Origin of the sequence: Acetobacter estunensis (genome assembly GCF_011516945.1) — a bacterium.
In the GTDB taxonomy this organism is placed as follows: Bacteria; Pseudomonadota; Alphaproteobacteria; order Acetobacterales; family Acetobacteraceae; genus Acetobacter; species Acetobacter estunensis.
On sequence record NZ_WOTH01000003.1, the window covers coordinates 45,116 to 67,389 of the forward strand.

A 22,274-nucleotide genomic window follows, 5' to 3' on the forward strand; every position below is an offset into this window, starting at 1 on the left:
ATGCGCGGGGTCTGGGGTTTCAGGCGGCATCATAGAGGCACGCGAACCCGGTTTCCATATTTCGAGGCATTGCGAAAATGAGAGTTTGTTAAGGGAGTTGAGGGAAAATCGCGCGGGATATGAGTGTCATTCCCGCATCGCTGTCCCGGTTTCTCCGATCCGGCGTTCACCTGTTCATCGTGAAAGGTGTGCTGGAAGGGCGATGGCTCACGCGCGATCGTGCGCTTGCGTACTGCCTTATCAGCGGCGTCTTCAACTGGGGGCTGCTGCCTTACATCCTGTTGGTCTCACATGGTGGATACGATTTCCACGGTGTGCCGATCTGTCTGGATTTTGTCAGCTTCTGGACCGCATCCATTCAGGTGCAGTGTGGTCATGTGGCGGAAGTGTACAACGAGATCGCGCATCATCTGGCGGAAAAAGTGGCCTTTCACGGCATGACCTTCGGGAATGTCGCGTTCTATTACCCACCTACATGGCTTCTATTTTGCCTGCCTTTCGCTCTTGCGTCCTATCCGGTCGCGGTGGGGCTTTTCGAATTTGGAAGCGTGGCGGTTTTTGTGGCGGTTGTGCGTCGCCTGCTGCCCCAGCGGTGGGCGTGGATCCCGATCCTGATGTTTCCCGGGCTCGTCATCAACATCGTCAATGGACAGAACGGTCTTCTGACCGGCTCATTTCTGGGGCTCGCCATGGTGCTGATCCCTACATGGCCTTTTCTGGCGGGCATGTCGTTGGGCGTGCTGGTCATCAAGCCGCAGCTTCTGCTGGCCGCGCCGGTCGTGTTGCTCTGCGCACGGCAGTGGCGGGTGATTGCAGGTGGCCTATGTTCCGGTCTGGGGTTGATAGCTGTGTCGTGGCTGACATTCGGACCGGCCGCATGGAGCGGTTTCTTCCGCGTGAGTGCGATCGCGCGCAAGACCTATGAGATGTCCTACGTCCCGGCGTGGAAAATGCAGAGCGTGTTCACGTCCGTCCGTCTTCTGCACGGCAGTATCGCCATGGCCTATGTGGCGCAGATCACCATGACGTTGCTTGTGCTCGCTTTGGCCGGATGGGCGGTGTGGCGACGGCCTGCATCATCCTACGCGGAGGCGGGACGTGCTGATATGGCGGTGATGATCGCTGCCCTGCCGTTCTGCTCACCCTTCCTGCTGGATTACGATCTGGCCTGTCTGGCTTTTCCCATGGCGTGGGTGCTGGAACGCGGATTGCGGAACGGTTGGTGGAGCGGTGAGAAGTTTGTGCTCTTCCTGATTTTTCTTTATCTGCCCGCCGCCCGCGTGTTCGGGCATGCTTTCCTGTTGTGTCCGACGCCTTCCATCGCCTTTCTGTTGCTGCTGATTGTTGTGCGTCGGGCCGCATCTGAGCGGTGGAGACAGGCCCGGGCGTTTCTGCACAGGAATGGCGGGAGACACAGCACAGCCTCCATCGCGGGAGAGGGCGTTCAGGCCTGACGGTTTTCGAGCAGGCTCCGCCGGATGGCCCGCCCGCGCTCGATGCGATCCACGATGTAATCCGAATCGCCCCAGCGGATGGCGCGCGCCATGGCCTGCGCGTCTTCGAGAAAGCGGGAAAGCATCTCCAGCACGGCTTCGCGGTTGGAGAGAAAGATGTCGCGCCACATGATCGGGTCGGAGGAAGCGATGCGCGTGAAATCCCGAAATCCACTGGCCGCGAATTCCAGCACTTCGGAGCGTGTTTCGTCCGCCAGATCGTCCGCCGTGCCGCAGATGGTGAAGGCCAGAAGATGCGGAAGATGGCTGACGATGGCGCAGACGCGGTCATGATGCTCCGGCGTCATGGTGCGTGTGCGGGCGCCGCACAGTTCCCAGAGCGTGGTGATGGCGGTCGTGGCGGTGTCCGGCATGCCGTCGAGCGGTGTGAGGAGGCACCAGCGGTTGTCGAACAGGGTCGCGAAGCCCGCGTCCGGACCGGAATATTCGGTGCCGGCCATGGGGTGCGCGGGCACGTAGGGCACATCCGGGCGCAACGATGGACGAATGGCGTCGATGACCGATACCTTCGTGGAGCCGGTGTCGGTCAGAATGGCGCCGGGTTTCATGGCGGGAATGGCGGTGGCCGCGACCTCTCCCATCGCCCCGACAGGCACGCAGAGCATCACGCAGTCCGACTGCGCGGCAGCGCCTGCGAGATCGTCCGTCACCTCATCCGCGATGCCGAGTTGGCGCACACGCTCCCGGAACGTCGGGTTGATGTCCACCGCGATCAGCTTTTTCGCCAGCGTGCCATCACGGCGCCCCCGATGGAGCACGGACGCGCCGATAAGGCCGGGTCCGACGACGGTGAGCGTCTCGAACAGAGGGGCAGCCGCGGACGTCATGACGTCATCCTTCCGGGTTGTCCGTGGCCACCTTGCCCGATGAGGGAAGAGGGGCGGGACGCTGTGCGTCAGGCTTGTGAAGGGCGCGCATTTCGCCCAACTGCCACAGAACGAGGACAGGCAGACCGATGCCCACTTCGCGGCCGCGCCGCAGAAGCGACAGGGCGAGGCAGGTCGAGGCATCCAGCCCGAAGGCGTGCCCGAGCGTCATGTAGGAGCCTTCCTGCACGCCCAGCCCGGCCGGGATGAGGAAGGAGGCGGACATCAGCCCGCAGGTCACACCCTCCACGGCGATGGCGTCGGGAAAGGAGAGAGAGGCGCCCATCAGGTGGACGGTCAGCCACGTTACGCCAGCACTGGAGATCCAGCCGACAAGATGAATGGCGGCGGAAGCGGAGATACGTCCGGGGTGGGACCACGCTTCTTCCATCCGCTCCTGTAGAGAATCCGCACCATTGACCATGGTGGTCTGCCACTGACCGGCAATATGGCGGCCGAGACCTTCCACGCCACGCCGAATGGCGGCGCCCCCGCGCTGCTGAGTCCAGATGAAACCGGCGGCCCCCATGGTGAGCAGGAAGGCGCCGATGATGACGGGCCGCACAAGCGGGTTGGACGGCGTGCCGATGGCCAGAAGAGCGACAGCCAGAAGGATGAACACGATCTGCGCCAGCACTTCCGTGGTGATGTCCACCACGTTGGCGCAGGCCGCCTCGGGCCACTCGACGCCACCGCTCTGGGCATCGCGCAGACCATGATGGCGACAGGTGGCGCGGATGCCGATCACAATGCCGCCAAGTTGTGAGAAAGGCAGGCAGGTGGAAGCGGCGTCGCGCACCATGCGGGCCTTGAACAGATGCCGGAAGCTCATGGAGGGGAAGGCGGCATGCCAGGCGGCGCCGAGCAGCACGTCCACGCCAAGCTGGGCGGCGACCGTAAGCAGGAAGCCGCTGACGCCAATCCGGGTGACGGCCGTGAACACTTCCCGGATGCCGCTATGGGCCAGCGCGAAGGCGATAACGCCGAGGCCGATGAGGGTGAGCAGAATAGTGAGCTTCTTCAACGCGCTGGGCCGTCCGTGACTGTTGCAGCTCATCCCGTCCGCAGGCCATGCGGCAGGGGTTCGGGAAAAGGCGCATGGGCGTGAAGGGCCTGTCGGCACAGGGACCGTTCACGGACATCGTGCGGATGCCGCGCGCCTGCTCCGAAACAGGGCGCTTTCCATACACTACCCACCCGTTGCACGCCAGAGCGTGGGATGAAAAGCCCTTTCCCGCTTGTGGGCTCTGGCGTCAGAGGTAAACATCGCGATAATCAGGCCCCCTGTCCGTCCGTCGCGTTTCTCAGGGGAACTGCTTGCAATGACCGCACCGACGCTCGTTACGGGAGCCACGGGATTCGTGGGTTCCGCCGTGGCCCGGGTTCTGCTCGCCCGTGGCCATGACCTGCGCCTGATGGTGCGCAAAGGCAGCGACCGTACCAACATCGCCGATATTCCCGCCGAATTGGTGGAAGGCGATCTCTCCACACCGGCCTGCTTTGCCGATGCGGTGAAGGGATGCCGTTACGTGTTTCACGTCGCGGCGGATTATCGCCTGTGGGTGCCCGATCCTGCGCCGATGATGGCGGCGAATGTCGAAGGCACGCGCCTGTTGATGATGGCGGCGCAGAGCGCGGGCGTGGAGCGCATCGTGTACTGCTCCTCCGTGGCGGCGCTGGGCCTGATCGGGGACGGCACGATTTCGGACGAGCAGACGCCCGTGCATGAGCACGGTGTCATCGGCATCTATAAGAAATCGAAGTATCGCGCCGAGCAGGAAGTGCTCCGCATGGTGCGTGACAAGAGCCTGCCCGCTGTCATCGTCAATCCGTCCACGCCCGTTGGGCCACGTGATATCCGGCCCACGCCGACTGGCCAGATGATCCTCGACTGTGCGGCGGGTCGGATGCCGGCTTATGTCGATACGGGCGTGAACATCGTTCATGTGGACGATGTCGCGGAAGGCCATGCGCTCGCGCTCGAGCGCGGCAAAATCGGCGAGAAATACATCCTCGGCGGCGAGAATTACCTGCTGGGCGACCTGTTTCGCATGGTGGCCGAAATTGCGGGCGTGAAGCCGCCCTCCATCCGCCTGCCGCAGGAAGTGATCTGGCCCGTCGCCATCGTCTCCGAATGGCTGTCACGCCGTTTCGGGATCGAGCCGCGCGTCACGCGTGAGATGTTGGCGATGTCGCGCAAGAAGATGTTCTTTTCCTCCGATAAGGCCATTCACGAACTGGGCTACAGCCCGCGTCCAGCGCGTGAGGCGGTGACGGACGCCATCGACTGGTTTCGCAAGAGTGGGATGTTGCAATAGGGGCGTATGAGGCATGCTGGTCTTTCTCACGACGCTTGCAACTGTTGTCTGGGGGCTTCTTCTCGCGTTTCATGGGCGGTTCTGGCAGGCTGGACCGATCCTGCGGCATGCGCGTCCGAAAGGAGCGCCACCTGTCACGGTTGTCGTGCCGGCTCGTGATGAGGCGGAGTCGATCGAACGGGCGCTCTCCACGTTGTTGGCGCAGGATTATGACGGTCGCTACCGCATCGTGATGACCGATGACGGCAGCACGGATGGAACCGGCACTCTGGCCCGCAAGCTGCCCGATCCGCAGGGAAAGCTGACCATCGTGGAGGGGGCGCCCCGTCCCGATGCCGAGTGGAGCGGTAAGCTCTGGGCCGTGCAGCAGGCCGTCGCCCGTGTGCAGGCCGACGATCCGCAGGATGAGGGCTATATCCTTTTTACCGACGCCGATATCGAACATGACCCGCAGCATGTCGCAACGCTCGTCGCCAAGGCTGAGGCGGACGGGTTGGATATGGTATCGGAGATGGTGGAGCTGAACTGCGAAAGTCCGGCCGAACGGGCATTGGTCCCGGCTTTCGTGTTCTTTTTTGCTCTTCTTTATCCTTTTGCCCGTGTGGCCGACCCTAAAAGTCCTACGGCAGCAGCGGCAGGCGGCACGATCCTTCTGCGGCGTTCGGCTCTGGCGCGTATCGGAGGTATCGAATCCCTGCACGGTGCGCTGATCGATGACTGCACGCTGGCCGCTCATGTGAAGCGCTCGGGCGGGCGTCTCTATCTGGGACATTCGTGCCTTGCGCGTTCCATCCGTCCTTACCCGCACCCCCGCGACATCTGGCGGATGATCGCGCGCACAGCCTATGTGCAGCTTCATTATTCCCCGCTCATGCTGGCAGGTACGGTGCTGGGGATGGTGCTGGTGTGGATGCTGCCCATGCTGGTGGCGCTGTTTGGCAAGGGCACGGCGCGCAAACTGGCGTTTGTCGCATGGGCTGCTTCCATGGGGTCTTATGTTCCCACCCTGAAACGCTTCCGCATGTCGCCGCTCTGGGCGGTATGCCTGCCTGCTGTGGCGCTTTTCTATACGGCAGCGACGGTGGGATCGGCGATGGATTATCATCGTGGACGCGGCGTGCAGTGGAAAAACCGGGCCTACCGGGATGCCACGCACGCCGGTTGACGGCGTGGCGCGTGGGGCGGCCCTGAGGGACGCGCGGGGCAGGGAGTGTAGGCAGCCGCCTCCGGAGCGTGTAAACCACCGCGCCATGTCAGTGGATTCGTCATCTGTGGCCGGGGTCGTTACGCCCGAAGGGCTGGTGGAGGCTGCGCGTCGCGAGATCGCGGCGCATGGCGTCGCACCGTGGCAGGCCCCCGATGTCTCTTCCGGCAAGGGACAGGCGGACGAGAACTTTCCGGTGGGATCGGTTCTGTTTGCCCGCCCGCTGCGGACGCATGTTCACGCTTATTACGATTTTGCCCGATTCAGCGACGACGTGACCGACAGCGCGCAACTGACGCCACAGGAAAAGATCGCCCGTCTGGATGCGATGGAAGACATCGTGCGTGGAAAGGCGGCAGCACCCCCGCGCAAGGACGCGCGTTCCGCCGCTCGCGTGCGGACCATGCTCGAAGAAACGGGACTGCCCTGCGCGGTGGCGACGGACCTGCTGGTGGCCTTCCGCGAGGATGCGGTGAAGGACCGCTACGCTTCGATGGTGGAACTGGAGCGGTATTGCCGTTATTCGGCCAATCCAGTCGGTCGGTTTCTGCTGGGGCTGCACGGGGAAAGCGAGGCGACGTTCGTGGCCTCGGACGCGCTGTGCACATCGCTCCAGATTCTCAATCACCTTCAGGATTGTGCGGATGACCTGCGCAAGCTTGGTCGGTCCTACATTCCGCTCGATCTGCTCGCGGCGGAAGGACTGACGGCGGAGGCCGTGCTGGCGCGCGCAACATCGGCCGGTCTGCGCCGTGTCTTCGATCTGATGCTGGATGACGTGGACCTGCTGAACGCAACGGCGCGCGGCCTTCTGCACACCGTGCGGGACCGTCGTATGAGAATGTATTGCGGCGCGGTGGTGCAACTGGCGCATCTGCTGGCGGCGCATCTGCGCGCGGGCGATCCGCTGGCCGGACGGGTGGCATTACGCCGCGCTGATTTCGGTCGCGGGATGCTTGCGGCGCTGGCCGCGTGGAAAGCCTGAGGCGATGCGTGGAACATGGGTGTGGCAAGCCGCCACAAAGGAGCAAATGGCATGAACGAGACACTCGGTACGCATGATGAACCGACGCCGCTGGGCTGCGATCCCGCTGATCTGGCGCGCGTCGAGGCGATCGTCCGGCAGGCGGGAACCTCGTTTGCGACCGGAATGCGCATCCTCCCGCCCTATCGTCGTTATGGCATGTATGCGATCTACGCCTTCTGCCGCATCGTGGACGACATTGCCGACGGAGACGCCCCGTCGCTGCGCGGGGCCGAGCATGCCAAGGACCGTGAAGCACGGCTGAATGAATGGCACGCGCGCATCGCGCGTCTTTACGAAGGGCAGACGCACGACGCGCTGGATCGCGTGCTTCATGCTGCCATCCGTTTCTTCTCGCTGCACAAGCATGACTTCGATGCCATCATCGATGGCATGACGATGGACGCGCTCGGTCCCATCGTGGCGCCCGACGAGGAAACGCTGGACCTTTATTGCGATCGTGTGGCCGCCGCCGTTGGGCGTCTGTCGGTGCACATCTTCGGTGACAGTTCGCATGACGCCAAGCGCGTCGCCCACCATCTGGGACGTGCGCTCCAACTCACGAACATCCTGCGCGATGTGGGAGAGGACGCACATGCCGGGCGTCTCTATCTGCCGCGCGATCTTCTGGCCCGTTTCGATGTGCCGGCCGACCCGCAGAAGATTCTCTCCTCCGCTGGTCTGCCCGGCGTGCTGCAGATCATCTCCGTACGGGCGCGGGATCATTTCCGTGAGGCCTTCCGCATCATGAAGAAGTGCGACCGTCGCGCCATGATGCCGGCCCGTCTGATGGGCGGCTGCTATCTCGGGATTCTCGATTCTCTGGAAAAGCGTGGCTGGGACCATGCAGGCTCCGCCATGGACGTGTCGCCCGCCCGCAAGGCCGTGGGTGTGTTGCAGGCCTTCGCGGCCTGACGGCGATGGCCCGGCGCGTTCATATCATCGGCGGGGGCCTGTCGGGTCTGGCCGCTGCGGTGGAGATTGCGGGAAGCGGCCGCCATGTGGTGATCCACGAGGCCGGCCCGGCCTGTGGTGGACGCGCGCGTTCCTACGAAGACCGCAAGCTGGGCTGTCGTATCGACAACGGCAATCACCTGCTGCTGACCGCCAATGACGCCGCCTTCCGCTATCTCGGGCAGATTGGAACGCTGGATACGGTGTGCGGGCCGGACCGGCCGATCTTTCCCTTTGTCGATCTCGCGGATGGCACGAACTGGACGCTCGATCTGTCCATGGGGCGGGTGCCGTGGTGGCTGTTCAGTCCGCAACGTCGCGTGCCGGGCATGAAGTTGGGTGAGGTGATGGCGCTGCGCCGGTTGATGGAAGCCGGGCCGGATGAGGTCGTGTCCGCCTGTCTTTCGGACGGCGAGTTCTCGCGTCGCCTGTTGGATCCGTTTTCCATTGCCGCTCTCAATACGCCCAGTGACGAGGCGAGCGCGGCTCTCCTTGGGCATGTCATTCGTGAGTCGCTGGCAAAGGGCGGAAAAGCCTGCCTGCCGCGTTTTGCCAAAGTGGGGCTTTCTGAGACTTTGGTCGATCCGGCGCTGGCCTATCTTTCCGTGATGAAGGCGGACGTGGGCACGGGGAGGCGCGTGACGGCCATCGAGACCGGTCTGGACCGGGTGACGGCGCTCTGCTTCCCCGACGAGCGGATCGAGCTGGGTCCGGAGGATGTGGTGATCCTTGCCGTGCCAGCGCCCGTGGCCGCGTCCCTGCTGAAGGATGCGCTGCCAAATCTGCTGGTTCCGGACGAATTCGAGGGGATTTTCAACGCGCATTTCCGTCTCGACCGCGCCCCGCTGCCGCTCGGCAGTTTCGCGTCCACCGGTTTTGTGGGCGTTGTGGGCGGTGTGACCGAGTGGGTGTTCCTGCGCGATGACATCCTGTCCGTGACGGTGAGTGCCGCCAATCGCTACGCAGCGCGGCCGCCCGAGGAGTTGGGGGCTGCGATCTGGCAGGAGTTGCGCCGCGTCATGGACACACTGCTGGACATGCCGCTGCCCGCCACTGTGCCGGAACGACATCGGCTGGTCTGGGAAAAACGTGCCACGTTTGCCGCAACGCCGTCGCAATTGCGACGCAGACCGCAGGCAAAGACGGCGCTTGCCAATCTCGCTCTGGCGGGGGACTGGACGGCCACGGGTTTGCCCGCCACGATTGACGGTTCCATTCGGTCCGGGATTGCCGCAGTTCGGGCGCTGGGATTGCGCGGCGCTTACGAAAGCGGCATGCAACCGGCTGCCTGAGCCGTTGCGGGCTTTGGATAAGACATAGGGAGAATGACGGTAGGCCATGCTGGACGATACGACACATTCCGCATCTTCTGCTCCGGGCGGACCGGGTGCTGACGAACTGGAGAAGATTGTCCGGCGTGCCCATGCAGCCCTGGGCGGCAAGCAGAACGAGGACGGTCACTGGGTGTTCGAGCTTGAGGCCGACGCCACCATTCCGGCCGAATATGTCCTGCTGGAGCATTTTCTCGACCGTATCGACGAGGATCTGGAGCGCAAGATCGGCGTCTATCTGCGCCGCATTCAGGGCGAGCATGGCGGCTGGCCGCTGTATCACGATGGCGAGTTCAACATTTCCGCCACGGTGAAGGCCTATTACGCCCTCAAATGCATTGGGGACGATCCCGATGCGCCGCACATGAAGCGTGCGCGGGAAGCGGTGCTCGATCATGGCGGGGCGGAGCGCAGCAACGTCTTCACGCGCTTCCAGCTCGCCCTGTTCGGGGAAATCCCGTGGCACGGTACGCCGGTCATGCCGGTCGAGCTGATGCTGCTGAAACGCTCGGCGTTCTTCTCCGTGTGGAACATGTCTTACTGGTCGCGCACGGTGATTGCGCCTTTGCTGGTGTTGGCGGCCCTGCGTCCGGTGGCGATCAACCCGCGTGGCGTGCATGTGCAGGAACTGTTCGTGACTCCGCCCGATCAGGTGAAGGACTGGATTCGCGGGCCGTATCGCTCGCGTTGGGGGCATGTGTTCAAGGTGGTGGATCAGGTTCTGCGCCCGACCATCAAGCTGGTTCCCAAGAAGACACATCAGAAGGCCATCAAGGCGGCCGTGGATTTCATTGAGCCGCGTCTGAACGGGATCGACGGTCTGGGGGCGATTTATCCCGCCATGGCCAACACGGTGATGATGTACCGCGCTCTGGGTGTGCCAGACAGCGATCCTCGCGCAAAGACGGCGTGGGAATCGGTGCAGGCTCTGCTCGTCGATCACGGCGATGAGGTGTATTGCCAGCCTTGTGTGTCGCCCATCTGGGACACCGGTCTTGCCGGTCATGCGATGATGGAAGCGGGCAGCGGGGCCAATCCCATCGAAGCGGAAGCCACAAAGGCCAATCTTACCAAAGCCGCCGAGTGGCTTCGAGGACGTCAGATTCTTGACGTGAAGGGCGACTGGGCCATCAACAAGCCCGATCTGGAACCGGGTGGCTGGGCCTTCCAGTATCGCAACGATTATTACCCGGATGTGGACGATACGGCGGTGGTGGGCATGCTGCTGCATCGCCAGAACGATCCGGCCAATGCGGAGGCGATCGAGCGCGCCCGTAAATGGATCGTGGGTATGCAGAGCACCAACGGCGGTTGGGGTGCCTTCGACATCGATAATGACAAGGACCTTCTCAACCACATTCCGTTTGCCGATCATGGTGCGTTGCTCGATCCGCCGACCGCCGATGTGACGGCGCGTTGCATCTCCTTCCTTGCGCAGCTTGGCAATCCTGAGGATCGCCCGGTTATCGAGCGTGGCCTCGCTTATCTGCGCTCCGATCAGGAGAAGGATGGCTCGTGGTTCGGCCGGTGGGGGACGAACTACATTTACGGTACATGGTCGGTGCTATGTGCTCTCAACGCTGCCGAGGTGTCGCATGACGATCCGATGGTGGTGCGAGCTGTAGAGTGGCTGCGTTCGGTTCAGCGGCCCGATGGCGGTTGGGGTGAAGGCTGCGAAAGCTACGAAGGCGGGTTGCACGGCCAGTACAAAGAGAGCCTGCCTTCACAGACCGCATGGGCCGTTCTGGGTCTGATGGCTGTGGGGCGCCGTGACGATCCGGCGACGGTGCGGGGTATCGCGTGGCTGGCGAAGCACCAGAATGACAATGGCGAGTGGGACGAGCAGCCCTACAACGCCGTTGGTTTTCCCAAGGTGTTCTATCTGAAATATCACGGCTACCGGCAGTTCTTCCCGCTTCTGGCGGTGGCGCGGTATCGCAATCTCGGCAGCACCAATTCGCGTCAGGTGTCCTTTGGCTTCTGATAACGCTCAGAGCGGACCGATCGGGTTTCTGGTCGGGCTGAAGGCTGAAGCGGACCTGTTGCGTCGGTTTTTCCCGGACTCGCCCATTGCGATCAGCGGAGCTACGCGCGATGGCGCCGAGCGAGGGGCGGCGCGTTTGGTGGCGTGTGGTGTGCCAGTGCTGGCGTCGTTCGGGCTGGCGGCTGGGCTCGATCCGGAGCTGGCTCCGGGGACGATTCTCGTGCCGGATGCTGTTGTCGCGGAAGGAAAGCTTTTCCCATGTTCGCCATCCTTGCGGCGCAGGCTGGGGGCAGGATTGCGTGGTGTAGTAGCCGGCGCGCTGCTGCACAGCGATGTGGTGGTGCTGACGGCAGAAGAAAAACAGCGGCTGGCGCATGAGACAGGCTGCTGCTCGCTGGACATGGAAAGTGGCTTTGTCGCGCGGGCAGCGCAAAAGGCGGGGCGTCCGTTCGCTGTTCTGCGTGTCATCTGCGATCCTGCATCGCGAACCCTGCCTCCGGCAGCGGCTCTGGCTCTCTCACCCGATGGTGGGTTGGGTGTGGGAGCGTTGGCGAAATCACTCCTCTGTCGTCCATCCCAGATTGTGTCCCTGATAAAACTTGGCTGCGATGCGTCTTCTGCACGCAAAGCGATGCTGCGTTTTCTTGAATTTAAGGCTTCGGCGCCATCGTCCTGATATCAGGATGCGCGACACTCTCTATTGTGGCGCAAAAATAATCTGTCTTGCGTCGTGCCGACTTTTTTCATCGGTGCAGCGTAAGCCAATAAAATTTTAGTGCGCGCATGCCGGTGAGGGTGGCGGGCCAGTCGAAGAGGATTTCATGAACGCTCCTTTGGCGACGTCAAGGAAACTGACGCGATTCATCGGTTATTTTGACAGTCTTGACGGGCTGGAAGTGCGTGGGTGGGCGTGCGATCTGGCGACGCCGCGCGTTCCAGTTGTCCTGCATGTGCTGCTGGACGGGCAGGAAGTCGGGCGTGTGACCTGTGATCTTCCGCGCCCCGATGTTCAGGAAAACATCGGAGTCATGACGCCGCAGCTTGGATTTTCCTTCCATCTGCCTGCGTCGGCGGCGGACGGTAAGCCACATCGTGTGGGGCTGCGCTTTCCGGATCGGTCGATGGTGCCGTGTCTGGTTGGCGCGGTGGAAGAGGCGTTCGAGGAAGATATCCTAGTCACTCTTCAGCCGCGTTATGTTTATGAGTCGTTCGTGGACGGTTTTGGGCGTGGAGCGCTGCGAGGCTGGGTGCAGCGTCTTGACCCTGCGACGGGCGAACGCACAGGGTGTTGCGAAGTCTCGGTCTTCGTGGATGGCGTGCCCTTCATGCATGTCCGCGCGGATCGTTTCCGTGGCGATGTCGCGGCGGCTATAGGGGGCGACCCGAACTGCGGGTTTGAGGTTGTCATCCCCAAGCGGCGACGGGGCACCGGTCAGCGGAGCATCCGCTTTGTGGTGACGCCCGGTGATGTGGAGCTTCAGGGCAGTCCGCTGACCACGGCACTGGTGGATGACCGGCTGGAAGAGCACCTGCTGTCCATGAGCGAAACGGTGACCAATCTCCATCGCGAGATTGCTCGTTTGCGTGCGAAGATGCTTGATCTGCTGCCTGAGCAGCGCTACAGCCTCAACGATTACGATGCATGGGCGCGCCGTTATTTCGATGCGCTGCGGGCCCGTGTGGCCGAGCGCCGACGACAGCCGGGCATGCTGAAGCCCGAAGAACAGCCGCTCGTGAGTGTAATCTGCCCCACCTACAAACCGGACATGACGGATTTTATCGCCGCCGTCGATTCGGTCGTGGCCCAGACATGGAGCAACTGGGAGCTGATCGTCGTGGAAGACGGCAGCAAATCGCCCGAGGTGGCGGCCCGCATTGCGGAATATTCGCGCAATGACTCCCGTATCCGTCTTGTGCGCCTGAAGAAAAATCTGGGCATTGCGGGGGCGACCAATGAAGGGATTAAGGCTGCGAAAGGTGAATGGATCGCCTTTTTCGATCATGATGATCTTCTCGTGGATGTCGCTCTGGAAGCCATGTTTCAGGCCGCGCAGGGGCTTGAGCCGCTGGTGATCTATTCCGATGAGGACAAGATCGATCAGGCGGGGTACTTCCTTGAGCCGAATTTCAAACCCGATTTCGATTACCGCTACCTGTTGGGCTGCAACTACATCTGCCACTTGACCATGGTGCGCGCGGATGTTCTGGCGGAAGCGGGCGATCTGCACGCGAAATACGATGGCGCGCAGGACCATGACCTGATGCTGCGGTTGACGGAAATCGTGCCGCGCGAAGATTTTCTCCATGTGCCGGAAGTGCTGTATCACTGGCGCAAGACGCCCAATTCCACGGCGTCCACTGTGGCGAACAAGCAGTATGCCGTCGATGCGGGCGTACGTTGCGTGTCAGACCATCTGGCCCGTGTCGGGCATGACGCCATTGTAGAGTCGATCAACGACATCACGATTTACAATGTGAAATGGAAGCTGGAGGACACGCCTTCCGTGTCCATCATCATTCCGTTCCGCGATCAGGTGGAGATCACCCGTGAATGTGTGAATCGTCTGTTGAGCAGCACGGATTATCCGGCGTTTGAGATCGTGTTGGTGGACAACTGGTCCTCGCAACCCGAGACGCTGGATTTCTGCCGGGACATCGTGCGCGATGAGCGTGTGCGGGTGCTGATCATCAAGGAGGAGTTCAACTTCTCCCGTCTCAACAATCTCGCGGCGGCCACCTGTCGGTCCGAGTTCCTGTTCTTCATGAACAACGATCTGTTCGTGGAAGATGCCTCATGGTTGCGGACGATTCTGGGAGAAGCCCGGGCTGCGGACGATATTGGTGCTGTTGGCGGCAAGTTCCTCTACCCCAACGGGACGATCCAGCATGTGGGTGTCGCGGTCGGGCCGGATGGCGTGGCGGCGCATGTGCATCGCGGTCTGGCTGGCAATGACTACGGTTACATCGCGCGGGCGCTGCTTTGCCATGAAGTGTCGGCTGTGACGGCCGCGGGTATGCTGGTGCGCGCGGATGCCTTCCGGGAAATGGAAGGCTTCGATGAAGTCAATCTGCGCGTGGCCTATAACGATGTGGATTTCTGCCTGCGTCTGCGTGAGGCGGGCTGGCGCATCATCCAGTGCAACAATTTCGTGGCCATTCACCATGAGAGCCTGTCGCGTGGCAGCGATGATCGTCCCGAGCATGAAGCGCGCTTTTTTGCTGAAACGCAGTACATGCACGATCGCTGGAGCGAGAACCCGCTCTACCGGTACGATCCGGCGTATTCGCGGCATTTCCTGCTTGAGCAAAGCTATCACGATCTCGCAAAGCCGGTGTGACGGTTGCGATCTTTCACACCCTGATGTGACGGGAACCTGACCCTTTTGTCAGGTTCTTGACGCCGCCTTCCGCCTGTGTCCGCATGACCGCCATCGCGCCTGCTCCCTCAATCATGGGGGCATGCTCCGGCGGTTCCATGCTCCACAGGAGGCCAGAGGCAATGACAGAGACTCAGATTCCCCTGACGCAGGATGAACTGACCGCGTTCGAGCGTTGGTGGCGCGCTGCGAATTATCTGTCGATTGGTCAGATCTATCTGCTTGCCAATCCGCTGCTGCGGGAGCCGCTGGCCCTCGATCACACCAAGCCTCGTCTGCTTGGCCACTGGGGCACCACGCCGGGTCTCAATTTTCTCTGGCTGCATCTCAACCGCATCATCCGCCACAGTGGGCAGGACGTGCTGTTTATTGCCGGTCCGGGGCATGGTGCGCCGGGTGTGGTGGCCAGCACATGGCTGGAAGGCACCTATTCCGAGGTGTTTCCGGAAGTCACGCGCGACGAAGCTGGCATGGGCCGGCTCTTCAAGCAGTTCTCCTTTCCCGGCGGCATTCCCAGTCATGCGGCTGCGACCACGCCCGGCTCGATCCATGAAGGCGGAGAGCTGGGATATTCTCTTTCCCATGCCTATGGCGCCGCGTTCGATAACCCGGATCTGGTTGTCGCCTGCGTGATCGGGGATGGGGAGGCCGAGACGGGGCCGCTCGCCACGTCATGGCATTCCAACAAGTTCCTTGATGCCGCGCGGGATGGGGCCGTTCTGCCCATTCTGCATCTCAACGGCTACAAGATTGCCAATCCGACAGTGCTGGCACGTATTCCGCATGCCGAGCTTGAAGCTCTGCTGCGCGGGTATGGGCATGAGCCCATCTTTGTCGAAGGTGACGACCCGACCTTGATGCATCAGGCGATGGCGGTGGCCATGGACCGCGCCTTCGCCATGATCCGTGACATCCAGACACAGGCGCGCGGCGGCCATCAGCCGACAGTGCGTCCCGTCTGGCCGATGATCGTCATGCGCAGTCCCAAGGGATGGACATGCCCCAAGACGGTGGATGGTCTGCGCACGGAAGGTTACTGGCGCGCGCATCAGGTGCCGGTGTCCGATCTGGCGGAGGGGGACCATCTGGCCATTCTGGAAAAATGGATGCGCTCTTACAGGCCCGAAGAACTGTTTGACGAACAGGGCCGGCCGCATGCGGACATCCTTGCTCTTGCGCCCGAGGGCACCAAGCGGATGAGCGCTTCGCCCCATGCCAATGGCGGCCTGTTGCGGCGTCCCCTTCGACTGCCGGATTATACGCAACATGCCATTGCCGTCACCGAACCGGGCAAGACTTGCGCGGAGTCGACGCGCAATCTGGGCAACTGGCTGCGCGATGTGATGATCGCCAATCGCGATCAGGCCAACTTTCGGGTGCTGTCGCCCGATGAGAACAATTCCAACCGTCTGAACGCGGTGCTGGACGCCACCAATCGCGCATGGGAGGCCGAGCGTTTCCCGTATGACGACCATCTTGCGCCTGACGGGCGTGTGATGGAAATCCTCAGTGAACACACCTGCCAGGGCTGGCTGGAGGGCTACCTTCTGACGGGGCGGCACGGTTTCTTCTCGTGCTATGAGGCGTTCACCCACATCGTGGACTCGATGGTCAACCAACACGCCAAATGGCTGAAAACATCGCGTGAGGTGCCGTGGCGACAGCCGATTTCATCGCTGAACTATCTGCTCACTTCGCATGTCTGGCGGCAGGATCATAACGGGTTCAGTCATCAGGATCCGGGTTTCCTCGATCATATCGCCACCAAGAAGGGCGAGGTCGCACGCATCTATCTGCCGCCCGATGCCAACACCCTGTTGTGCGTGGCCGATCATTGCCTGCGCACGCGCGACACCATCAATGTGATCGTGGCCGGCAAACAGCCGGAGCTTCAGTGGTTGGACATGGATGCGGCCATCACGCACGTCACCAAGGGACTGGGGCTGTGGGAGTGGGCCAGCAACGACAAGGGCAACGAGCCGGATGCGGTCATTGCCTGTGCGGGCGACGTGCCGACGCTCGAGGCATTGGCGGCTACGAAGCTGATCCGCGAATATCTTCCCGATATGAAGCTTCGTTTTGTGAATGTGGTGGACCTGATGACGCTCCAGACGCCGGAGCAGCATCCGCATGGCGTGCCGGACGAAACGTTCGATGCGCTGTTCACACGCGACAAGCCGGTGATCTTTGCTTTCCATGGCTATCCTGCGCTTGTGCATCGCCTGATTTACAAACGGGTCAATGCGGCCAATTTCCACGTCCATGGCTATCAGGAAGAGGGAACGACCACGACGCCGTTCGACATGACGGTGCTCAACAAGCTGGATCGCTTCCATCTGGTGCTCAACATCGTGCGGCGGATCCCCTCGCTGGCCTCCAAGGTGGCGTATGCGGAGGAGGCGGTGCGGGACAAACTGGTCGCGCACCGGCGCTACGTGGACAGCCACGGGCAGGACATGCCCGAAATCCGGAACTGGACGTGGGCATGAAGACTGCGGGCCTGAACGCCAGCCTGTCTGTCAGAGAGACATGCGGTAACGCACGAAGTCATCGGCTTTGATGAATTCGTCATAAAGCCGTCGTGCGGGATTGTCGTTGCGGGTGTGCCAGTAAAGGCGCGACCAATGGCACTTGGTCCCCAGATCGATCAGGTCACGGATCAGGGCGCGTCCGATGCCCTGACCGCGTGAAGCGGGATCGACGAACAGGTCTTCCAGATAGCACAGCGGGTCTTTTACCCATGTGCCTTCGTGCAGGACGTTATTGGTGAAGCCCACGACCTGCCCGGAGGCTTCCGCAACACGACAAAAAAGCGCGGATTCCGGCGAAAGCAGGCGTTTCCATGTAAAGGTCGTTACATCTTCGGGAACGGAAGATTCGTAGAACCGGTTGTAACCGGCCCACAGGCCACGCCATGCCGTCTCATCGGCGGGTTGGGCATCGCGGATTGTCAGGGAGAGAGTCATCGTGTCTAATTTTCATTCGGATTCGAAACGAACACGATGACGTATATGGCTGGAATGGCAAGGGAGGCCTCTGCCGTTCCAGCCGAAAAGTCAGCTCACCAGACGCAGGCCGCGCCGTCGATCTCCCGGTGAACGCGGACCGCCCGGACCGTCGGGAGGCGGTTCGTCGAAGGGCAGGAAAGGAGAGGCGGCGTGTTCGGCGTCCTCGTGCGGCGCATCCGGCATCCGGCGGTGCAGGTAGATGTTGGACAGCGCACGAAACGCATAATCCAGAATGGATGTGGCATAGGCCGCGACCGGGTCGCCTTCCACGGTGCCGGCGGGTCCGAAGCAGGAATAAGCGAAGCGTTCGACATATTCTTCCAACGGCGCGCCATATTGCAGGCCCACGCTGACCGCTTCGCTGAAGCTTTCCATCAGGCCACGCACCATGGCGCTTTCGCGTGCGGGCGTGAGCGCGATTTCACCCACCGTACCGTCTTCATATTCCGCCGTGCGCAGGAACAGGCGATGCCCTCCCACGGAGGTTTTCTGGGCAATGCCGGTGTGGCGCTCGGGGAGAGGGCGAATGACACCACGGGGCAGAACGCGCGGCATGGGGCTGCTGACCGGATCGGGTCGGGCGGGCACACGATCCACGAAACCGGCGAGGGCACGATACATCCGCATATGTGCGTCCGGGCCGGGCAATGGCAGCGGCATGTCCCCTGCCAGAGCGGAGGCGAGGGCGGCTTCGACCGTCAGGCCGCGCGCGGCGAGGCGGGCCAGCGTGCTGACGGCCAGTTGTCCGTCTGATCGCAGCAGCGAGAAGACGGGGGCGATTCCACAGGCCTCGCAGCCGAGGAGGGCGTCGATTGGACCGGGTGAGGAAAACCCGGTCTCGACACGGGCTTCCGGCGTGTCGGTTTCCACGGCGGCGCGCGACCACGCATCGCGCATCACGGCGGCGAGGCCGGGAATGACCTGACGATGAGGTGTCAGCGGCAGATTGTCGCCACCCGTGCCTTCGCGCGCCACCAGCGTGGTGAGCGCCGTCAGGGAGCAGGCGGCGTCTCGCCCCTGATCGCTGTCGTAGTCGAAGCCGAGGGCCGCGAGACAGGCGTCGAGATTGGTCAGCAGCAACTCGCCCGCGACCGGCTGAGGCTCACCCAACGGGAGGCCGAGCGCGTCGTCGGGCTGTGTCCGCTGTTCCGCCGCTGTGAACAGATCGAGCGGCAGTTCGCCATTGCGGCGGTCGGCCCGAGCTTTCGAGTCCGTGCGTAGTGCGAGACAGAGCAGGCGCAGTGCCGCGACAAAAGCGTCCCCCGCAAAACCCTGATCCGGCAGGACAAAGGCGGCAAGGTTGATGACGAAGCCCGGTCGGCGGTCGAGCGCTCCGTGCCACACTGCAAGTGTGGGCGATGCCTGCCGCAGCATGAGCAGCCATGCGAGCGAGCGGCCGCTGATCGCGTTGCTTCCAGCGGTCCCACCGTTTTCGCTCGCGATATCGGCGGCAAAGCGCTCGATCCAGCGGGCGGATTCGTCCGGCAGCCGTATGGCTCCGGTCCCGGGAATCATCCCGGCCAAGGCCGATGCGGCTTCATCCTCCCAGTCCTCGGGCAGCGTGACCTCGCGTGCGGGGGCATCGGGATCGGGGGTGGCCATGACGGTGCGCAGGGGCACACCATCCCAGTAGCGTCGAGCGTTCATGAGAGAGAGCTTATCGCTCCCCTCCGGCCTCCCGGAAGGAGGAGGAGTGGAGGATTGCGGGGAGAGGATGCTCCGCAAAGCGGGGATATGGGGGATAACTTTCGTCGTCCCCGCTCGGCAGAACGTGAACGTGCCCAGAAGGCCGGGAGATGGACGTCTTTGCCCTGCGGTCGTATGGTTGAGATATGACGACGCTCGGCACTCTTCTTCATACGCGCCTGCATGGACGCCTTGTGGGCAAGGATAACGACGGACGCGCCTATTATGAGTCGCGCCGCCCGACCCGCAAGGGTGGTGGCGAGGAGCGCTACGAGCGCTGGGTGATCTACAACAAAGGTGAGGATGGCTCCGCTGTTCCGCCGGAGTGGTGGAACTGGATACATCACGTCGAGGACAAGCCAATCCCGATGGAGGCGCGTAAGCCGTGGCAGTTGCCCGCGCAGCCCAATCTGACAGGCACCGCTGCGGCCTATCGTCCGCCTGGCAGTCTGTATGCGCAGGCCCAGCGCCCCGCCGCGACCGGCGATTACGAAGCGTGGACTCCCGAAGACTGAGCCGCTTTCCGGCTTGCGGCTGAAAGGTCGGGCTTCTGCGTTGCTCTTTGGGCCGCCTCCGTGGATGATGCGGCCCATCGGGTACTGTAGAAAGCGTGATGATGTCCGTTTCAACCACTTCCAGTTCCGCCGTCGCAGCGGCGCCGTTGCGCTCTTCGCGTTCGACGCTGGAGTTGCTGGCAGGTTTTGCCACGATGGCCGTTCTTGTCATCATGCTGGCGTTCGCGGTGCTGGGAACTGGCCGCAAGAGTGACGCGGGTTATCGGCTTACGGCCGGATTCTCCCATGTGGACGGGCTGGATGTCGGTTCCGACGTGCGGCTGGCTGGCATCACGGTGGGTCATGTCATGGCGCAGACCGTGGACCCGAAGACCTTTCAGGCGCGCGTGAGTTTTACCGTGCGGCCCGATGTGCAGCTTCCGGTCGATACGGCGGCGATCATCACGAGCGACAGCCTGCTGGGCGGTAAGTATATCGCGCTTTCTCCCGGAGGAGACACGCGGCTGTTGAAAGATGGCGGCAGTCTTTCCGAGACCCAAGGCTCGATCAGTCTTGAGCAGCTTCTGAGCAAGTTCATCTTCTCCGTGACCGACACGCTCACGCAGGCCAACAAGGCGAAGGGCGCGGCGGCAGGTGCTGCTCCCGCGGGGGATGGGGAAGACCTGCCCTGATGGACACACCCACAATCTGGCCCCAGTCCGATGGTACGCCCGTTTCCTGCACGGAAAAACTGCTGGTCCTGCGGGAAAACTGGGAAGAGTTGCGTGACGTGATGCGCGACGCTTTTGAGGACGCGGTGCTTATGGGTGTCGATGAGGCGGCGATGCGGCGTCTGCTCGGGGACATGGTGGCCGGGTTGGCCAGCCCCCGTGCCGGATCGCAGTAAGGAAACGGAACACGATGCGCGCACTACGACGGGCGGCTCTGGCGGCATTGACGCTGGCTGGAAACATGGGACCGGCTTTGGCGGCCGCACCGCTGGCACCTCCGGCGATGTATCCTGCGGATACGTGGCAGGGACGGGACACGGCTGTGCTGCGGGTGCTCAACCGGCTGGATTCCCATGTGCAGACCCTCACTGTTCAGGCGGGGAGCACGACGCACTATGAAACACTGGAGATCGGTGTTGCGCGCTGTCTTCAGCAGGCGCCCACGTTACGGCCCGATGCTGCGGCGTGGCTGGATATTCAGGACACACGACCGCAGGGCGCGGTCTTTCATGGGTGGATGCTGGCCGGAGAACCGTCGGTGGGGGTTCTCGAAAGTCCGATCTACGATGTCCGGATTGTGAGCTGTCAGGGTAATGAGGCGCCCCCTCCGCTTCCGCCGCTGGAGCAGCCCAAGGTTCCCTCTCTGCCGGGTAAGGAGGCGGGTTCAGAGGACAACACATCGGTCGCGCCCGCTCCTTCACCACAGAGTGGTTCTTCTGCCAATGAACTCAATGAAAACGATACGGGTGGCGACGCGCCGCCGTGATGCGGGATATGGAAATGCGGCCTGTTTACGTAATGACAGTGAAGATGTGATGATCTCTCGTTCTGGTGAAGGCGGGGCGGGGTTGCGGTAACGCCCTTGCTGCCATCGGGGGTGTCCGGCATGCTGGCCGCTCTCCTGCTGCGACGAATCCCCGGCTCGTTCCGGGACCCGTGAAGCGCGAAGGCGCGAACGGTTTCGCCGTGGTGGCATGACTGGCACGCAGAGGAGCACTCGATCCGTGGTCGTTTCGACGCAAGATACGCCTCCCCCCCCACAGCCACCTCTGTCGCGGGAACATCTGCCACTCGACCGGGTGGCGTTTCTTTTTGATTTTGACGGTACGCTGGTGGATATCGCTCCCACGCCGGAGTCCGTCGTGGTGCCTCCCGGCCTTAAGGAAGCCCTTGTGCGTCTGCGGGATGCCTGTGGGGGGGCGCTGGCCGTCATCAGCGGACGGCCGATCGATCAGGTCGATCATTTCCTGCCGAACATTCCGTTTGCCGTGGCCGGGGAGCATGGCATCGCCATCCGGCATCGCCCGGACGGACCGATCGAGCGCGCGGCACTTCCGGCTGTGCCAAGCGAGTGGATCCGGCAGGCGCAGGACCTCGTGGCGTCTTTTCCCGGAACACGTCTGGAACGAAAAGTCGGCGGCTTCGTTTTACATTATCGTGCCGCGCCCGAGGCGCAGGGGCAGCTCAAAAAGGCTGCTGACGCGTGGGTGGAGCCGACCGGCGGGCAGTTCCATGTGCAGGCCGCCAAGATGGCCTGGGAAATCCGACCTGCGGGCGTGGACAAGGGATATGCCGTGGAGGTTCTCATGGAGGACGCTCCGTTCGCAGGTCGCAGGCCGGTCTTCGTCGGGGACGATGTGACCGATGAAGACGGCATCCGCGAGGCGGTCCGGCTTGGTGGTGCGGGATATCGCATCGGCACCGATTTCCCCACACCCGCTGCGTTTCGCGCGTGGATTGCATCCCTCGTGCCGGCTCCGGCCAGCACCGGCAAGGAGTGAAC

General features: G+C 62.6%; 19 protein-coding genes. 15 read left to right on the forward strand and 4 right to left on the reverse strand.

Annotated elements, in window-relative coordinates; genetic code table 11:
• Nucleotides 1-119 precede the first annotated feature (119 nt).
• Entirely contained in the window at nucleotides 120-1,454 is a 1,335-nt protein-coding gene (locus tag GOB87_RS02295; RefSeq protein ID WP_166312936.1) for a glycosyltransferase family 87 protein, read from the forward strand.
• On the opposite strand, the gene GOB87_RS02300 is transcribed toward GOB87_RS02295, so the two are convergent.
• Together GOB87_RS02300 and GOB87_RS02305 are read right to left on the reverse strand one after the other, a co-directional pair.
• Complete coding sequence (locus tag GOB87_RS02300) at nucleotides 1,445-2,341, reverse strand: prephenate dehydrogenase/arogenate dehydrogenase family protein (protein ID WP_166312937.1); 897 nt, start codon at nucleotides 2,339-2,341, stop codon at nucleotides 1,445-1,447. The genes GOB87_RS02295 and GOB87_RS02300 overlap by 10 nt on opposite strands.
• Nucleotides 2,342-2,345: 4 nt before the next feature.
• On the reverse strand, nucleotides 2,346-3,404 hold the full coding sequence (locus GOB87_RS02305; protein WP_242006112.1) for a lysylphosphatidylglycerol synthase domain-containing protein: 1,059 nt from the start codon (nucleotides 3,402-3,404) through the stop codon (nucleotides 2,346-2,348).
• Between the two features lie 298 nt (nucleotides 3,405-3,702).
• Here GOB87_RS02305 and hpnA point away from each other — a divergent pair, with 298 nt between their 5' ends.
• The 9 genes from hpnA (at nucleotide 3,703) to GOB87_RS02350 (ending at nucleotide 17,061) form a co-directional block, all read left to right on the forward strand.
• Nucleotides 3,703-4,698, forward strand: coding sequence for a hopanoid-associated sugar epimerase (gene hpnA / locus GOB87_RS02310; RefSeq protein ID WP_166312939.1), 996 nt, complete (start codon nucleotides 3,703-3,705; stop codon nucleotides 4,696-4,698).
• Between the two features lie 13 nt (nucleotides 4,699-4,711).
• Nucleotides 4,712-5,863 (forward strand): glycosyltransferase, encoded by a 1,152-nt coding sequence (locus tag GOB87_RS02315; protein WP_166312940.1) that lies wholly within the window; start codon nucleotides 4,712-4,714, stop codon nucleotides 5,861-5,863.
• A gap of 85 nt (nucleotides 5,864-5,948) precedes the next feature.
• Nucleotides 5,949-6,887 carry a squalene/phytoene synthase family protein gene (locus GOB87_RS02320; RefSeq protein ID WP_166312941.1) on the forward strand — a complete coding sequence of 313 codons (939 nt, stop codon included), beginning with the start codon at nucleotides 5,949-5,951 and terminating at the stop codon, nucleotides 6,885-6,887.
• A 51-nt stretch (nucleotides 6,888-6,938) separates the two neighbouring features.
• The gene (gene hpnD / locus GOB87_RS02325; RefSeq protein WP_166312942.1) at nucleotides 6,939-7,841 is read left to right on the forward strand and encodes a presqualene diphosphate synthase HpnD; all 903 of its coding nucleotides are present in this window, start codon (nucleotides 6,939-6,941) and stop codon (nucleotides 7,839-7,841) included.
• A 5-nt stretch (nucleotides 7,842-7,846) separates the two neighbouring features.
• Nucleotides 7,847-9,172, forward strand: coding sequence for a hydroxysqualene dehydroxylase HpnE (gene hpnE, locus GOB87_RS02330; protein WP_166312943.1), 1,326 nt, complete (start codon nucleotides 7,847-7,849; stop codon nucleotides 9,170-9,172).
• A 46-nt stretch (nucleotides 9,173-9,218) separates the two neighbouring features.
• Complete coding sequence (gene shc, locus GOB87_RS02335) at nucleotides 9,219-11,195, forward strand: squalene--hopene cyclase (RefSeq protein WP_166312944.1); 1,977 nt, start codon at nucleotides 9,219-9,221, stop codon at nucleotides 11,193-11,195.
• A complete protein-coding gene (locus GOB87_RS02340) occupies nucleotides 11,185-11,871 on the forward strand; it encodes a phosphorylase family protein (protein WP_166312945.1) in 687 nt (228 codons plus the stop codon). Before shc ends, GOB87_RS02340 begins: the two co-directional genes overlap by 11 nt.
• Nucleotides 11,872-12,016: 145 nt before the next feature.
• The gene (locus GOB87_RS02345) at nucleotides 12,017-14,533 is read left to right on the forward strand and encodes a glycosyltransferase family 2 protein (protein WP_166312946.1); all 2,517 of its coding nucleotides are present in this window, start codon (nucleotides 12,017-12,019) and stop codon (nucleotides 14,531-14,533) included.
• Nucleotides 14,534-14,694: 161 nt separating this feature from the next.
• The gene (locus GOB87_RS02350; protein ID WP_166312947.1) at nucleotides 14,695-17,061 is read left to right on the forward strand and encodes a phosphoketolase family protein; all 2,367 of its coding nucleotides are present in this window, start codon (nucleotides 14,695-14,697) and stop codon (nucleotides 17,059-17,061) included.
• A 30-nt stretch (nucleotides 17,062-17,091) separates the two neighbouring features.
• Here GOB87_RS02350 and GOB87_RS02355 read toward each other — a convergent pair whose 3' ends face one another.
• Both GOB87_RS02355 and GOB87_RS02360 read right to left on the reverse strand, forming a co-directional pair.
• Entirely contained in the window at nucleotides 17,092-17,538 is a 447-nt protein-coding gene (locus GOB87_RS02355; RefSeq protein ID WP_166312948.1) for a GNAT family N-acetyltransferase, read from the reverse strand.
• A gap of 90 nt (nucleotides 17,539-17,628) precedes the next feature.
• Entirely contained in the window at nucleotides 17,629-19,227 is a 1,599-nt protein-coding gene (locus GOB87_RS02360) for a TSCPD domain-containing protein (RefSeq protein WP_166312949.1), read from the reverse strand.
• Nucleotides 19,228-19,412: 185 nt separating this feature from the next.
• On the opposite strand from GOB87_RS02360, the gene GOB87_RS02365 reads away from it, so the two are divergent.
• From GOB87_RS02365 to otsB, 5 genes are all read left to right on the forward strand, one after another.
• Entirely contained in the window at nucleotides 19,413-19,781 is a 369-nt protein-coding gene (locus GOB87_RS02365; protein ID WP_166312950.1) for an NADH-ubiquinone oxidoreductase subunit NDUFA12 family protein, read from the forward strand.
• Nucleotides 19,782-19,879: 98 nt separating this feature from the next.
• On the forward strand, nucleotides 19,880-20,452 hold the full coding sequence (gene mlaD / locus GOB87_RS02370; RefSeq protein ID WP_166312951.1) for an outer membrane lipid asymmetry maintenance protein MlaD: 573 nt from the start codon (nucleotides 19,880-19,882) through the stop codon (nucleotides 20,450-20,452).
• Entirely contained in the window at nucleotides 20,452-20,667 is a 216-nt protein-coding gene (locus GOB87_RS02375; protein ID WP_166312952.1) for a hypothetical protein, read from the forward strand. The genes mlaD and GOB87_RS02375 overlap by 1 nt, the downstream gene beginning before the upstream one ends.
• A gap of 14 nt (nucleotides 20,668-20,681) precedes the next feature.
• The gene (locus GOB87_RS02380; protein WP_166312953.1) at nucleotides 20,682-21,257 is read left to right on the forward strand and encodes a DUF2155 domain-containing protein; all 576 of its coding nucleotides are present in this window, start codon (nucleotides 20,682-20,684) and stop codon (nucleotides 21,255-21,257) included.
• Between the two features lie 283 nt (nucleotides 21,258-21,540).
• Nucleotides 21,541-22,272 carry a trehalose-phosphatase gene (gene otsB / locus GOB87_RS02385; RefSeq protein ID WP_242006121.1) on the forward strand — a complete coding sequence of 244 codons (732 nt, stop codon included), beginning with the start codon at nucleotides 21,541-21,543 and terminating at the stop codon, nucleotides 22,270-22,272.
• Nucleotides 22,273-22,274 lie beyond the last annotated feature (2 nt).

Bases quoted from the DNA above. Each gene is read 5' to 3' on its own strand.
- GOB87_RS02295 (WP_166312936.1), top strand. From the start codon at position 120: ATGAGTGTCATTCCCGCATCGCTGTCCCGGTTTCTCCGATCCGGCGTT.
- GOB87_RS02300 (WP_166312937.1), bottom strand. From the start codon at position 2,341: ATGACGTCCGCGGCTGCCCCTCTGTTCGAGACGCTCACCGTCGTCGGA.
- hpnA (WP_166312939.1), top strand. From the start codon at position 3,703: ATGACCGCACCGACGCTCGTTACGGGAGCCACGGGATTCGTGGGTTCC.
- GOB87_RS02315 (WP_166312940.1), top strand. From the start codon at position 4,712: ATGCTGGTCTTTCTCACGACGCTTGCAACTGTTGTCTGGGGGCTTCTT.
- GOB87_RS02320 (WP_166312941.1), top strand. From the start codon at position 5,949: ATGTCAGTGGATTCGTCATCTGTGGCCGGGGTCGTTACGCCCGAAGGG.
- hpnD (WP_166312942.1), top strand. From the start codon at position 6,939: ATGAACGAGACACTCGGTACGCATGATGAACCGACGCCGCTGGGCTGC.
- hpnE (WP_166312943.1), top strand. From the start codon at position 7,847: ATGGCCCGGCGCGTTCATATCATCGGCGGGGGCCTGTCGGGTCTGGCC.
- shc (WP_166312944.1), top strand. From the start codon at position 9,219: ATGCTGGACGATACGACACATTCCGCATCTTCTGCTCCGGGCGGACCG.
- GOB87_RS02345 (WP_166312946.1), top strand. From the start codon at position 12,017: ATGAACGCTCCTTTGGCGACGTCAAGGAAACTGACGCGATTCATCGGT.
- GOB87_RS02350 (WP_166312947.1), top strand. From the start codon at position 14,695: ATGACAGAGACTCAGATTCCCCTGACGCAGGATGAACTGACCGCGTTC.
- GOB87_RS02355 (WP_166312948.1), bottom strand. From the start codon at position 17,538: ATGACTCTCTCCCTGACAATCCGCGATGCCCAACCCGCCGATGAGACG.
- GOB87_RS02360 (WP_166312949.1), bottom strand. From the start codon at position 19,227: ATGAACGCTCGACGCTACTGGGATGGTGTGCCCCTGCGCACCGTCATG.
- GOB87_RS02365 (WP_166312950.1), top strand. From the start codon at position 19,413: ATGACGACGCTCGGCACTCTTCTTCATACGCGCCTGCATGGACGCCTT.
- mlaD (WP_166312951.1), top strand. From the start codon at position 19,880: ATGATGTCCGTTTCAACCACTTCCAGTTCCGCCGTCGCAGCGGCGCCG.
- GOB87_RS02375 (WP_166312952.1), top strand. From the start codon at position 20,452: ATGGACACACCCACAATCTGGCCCCAGTCCGATGGTACGCCCGTTTCC.
- GOB87_RS02380 (WP_166312953.1), top strand. From the start codon at position 20,682: ATGCGCGCACTACGACGGGCGGCTCTGGCGGCATTGACGCTGGCTGGA.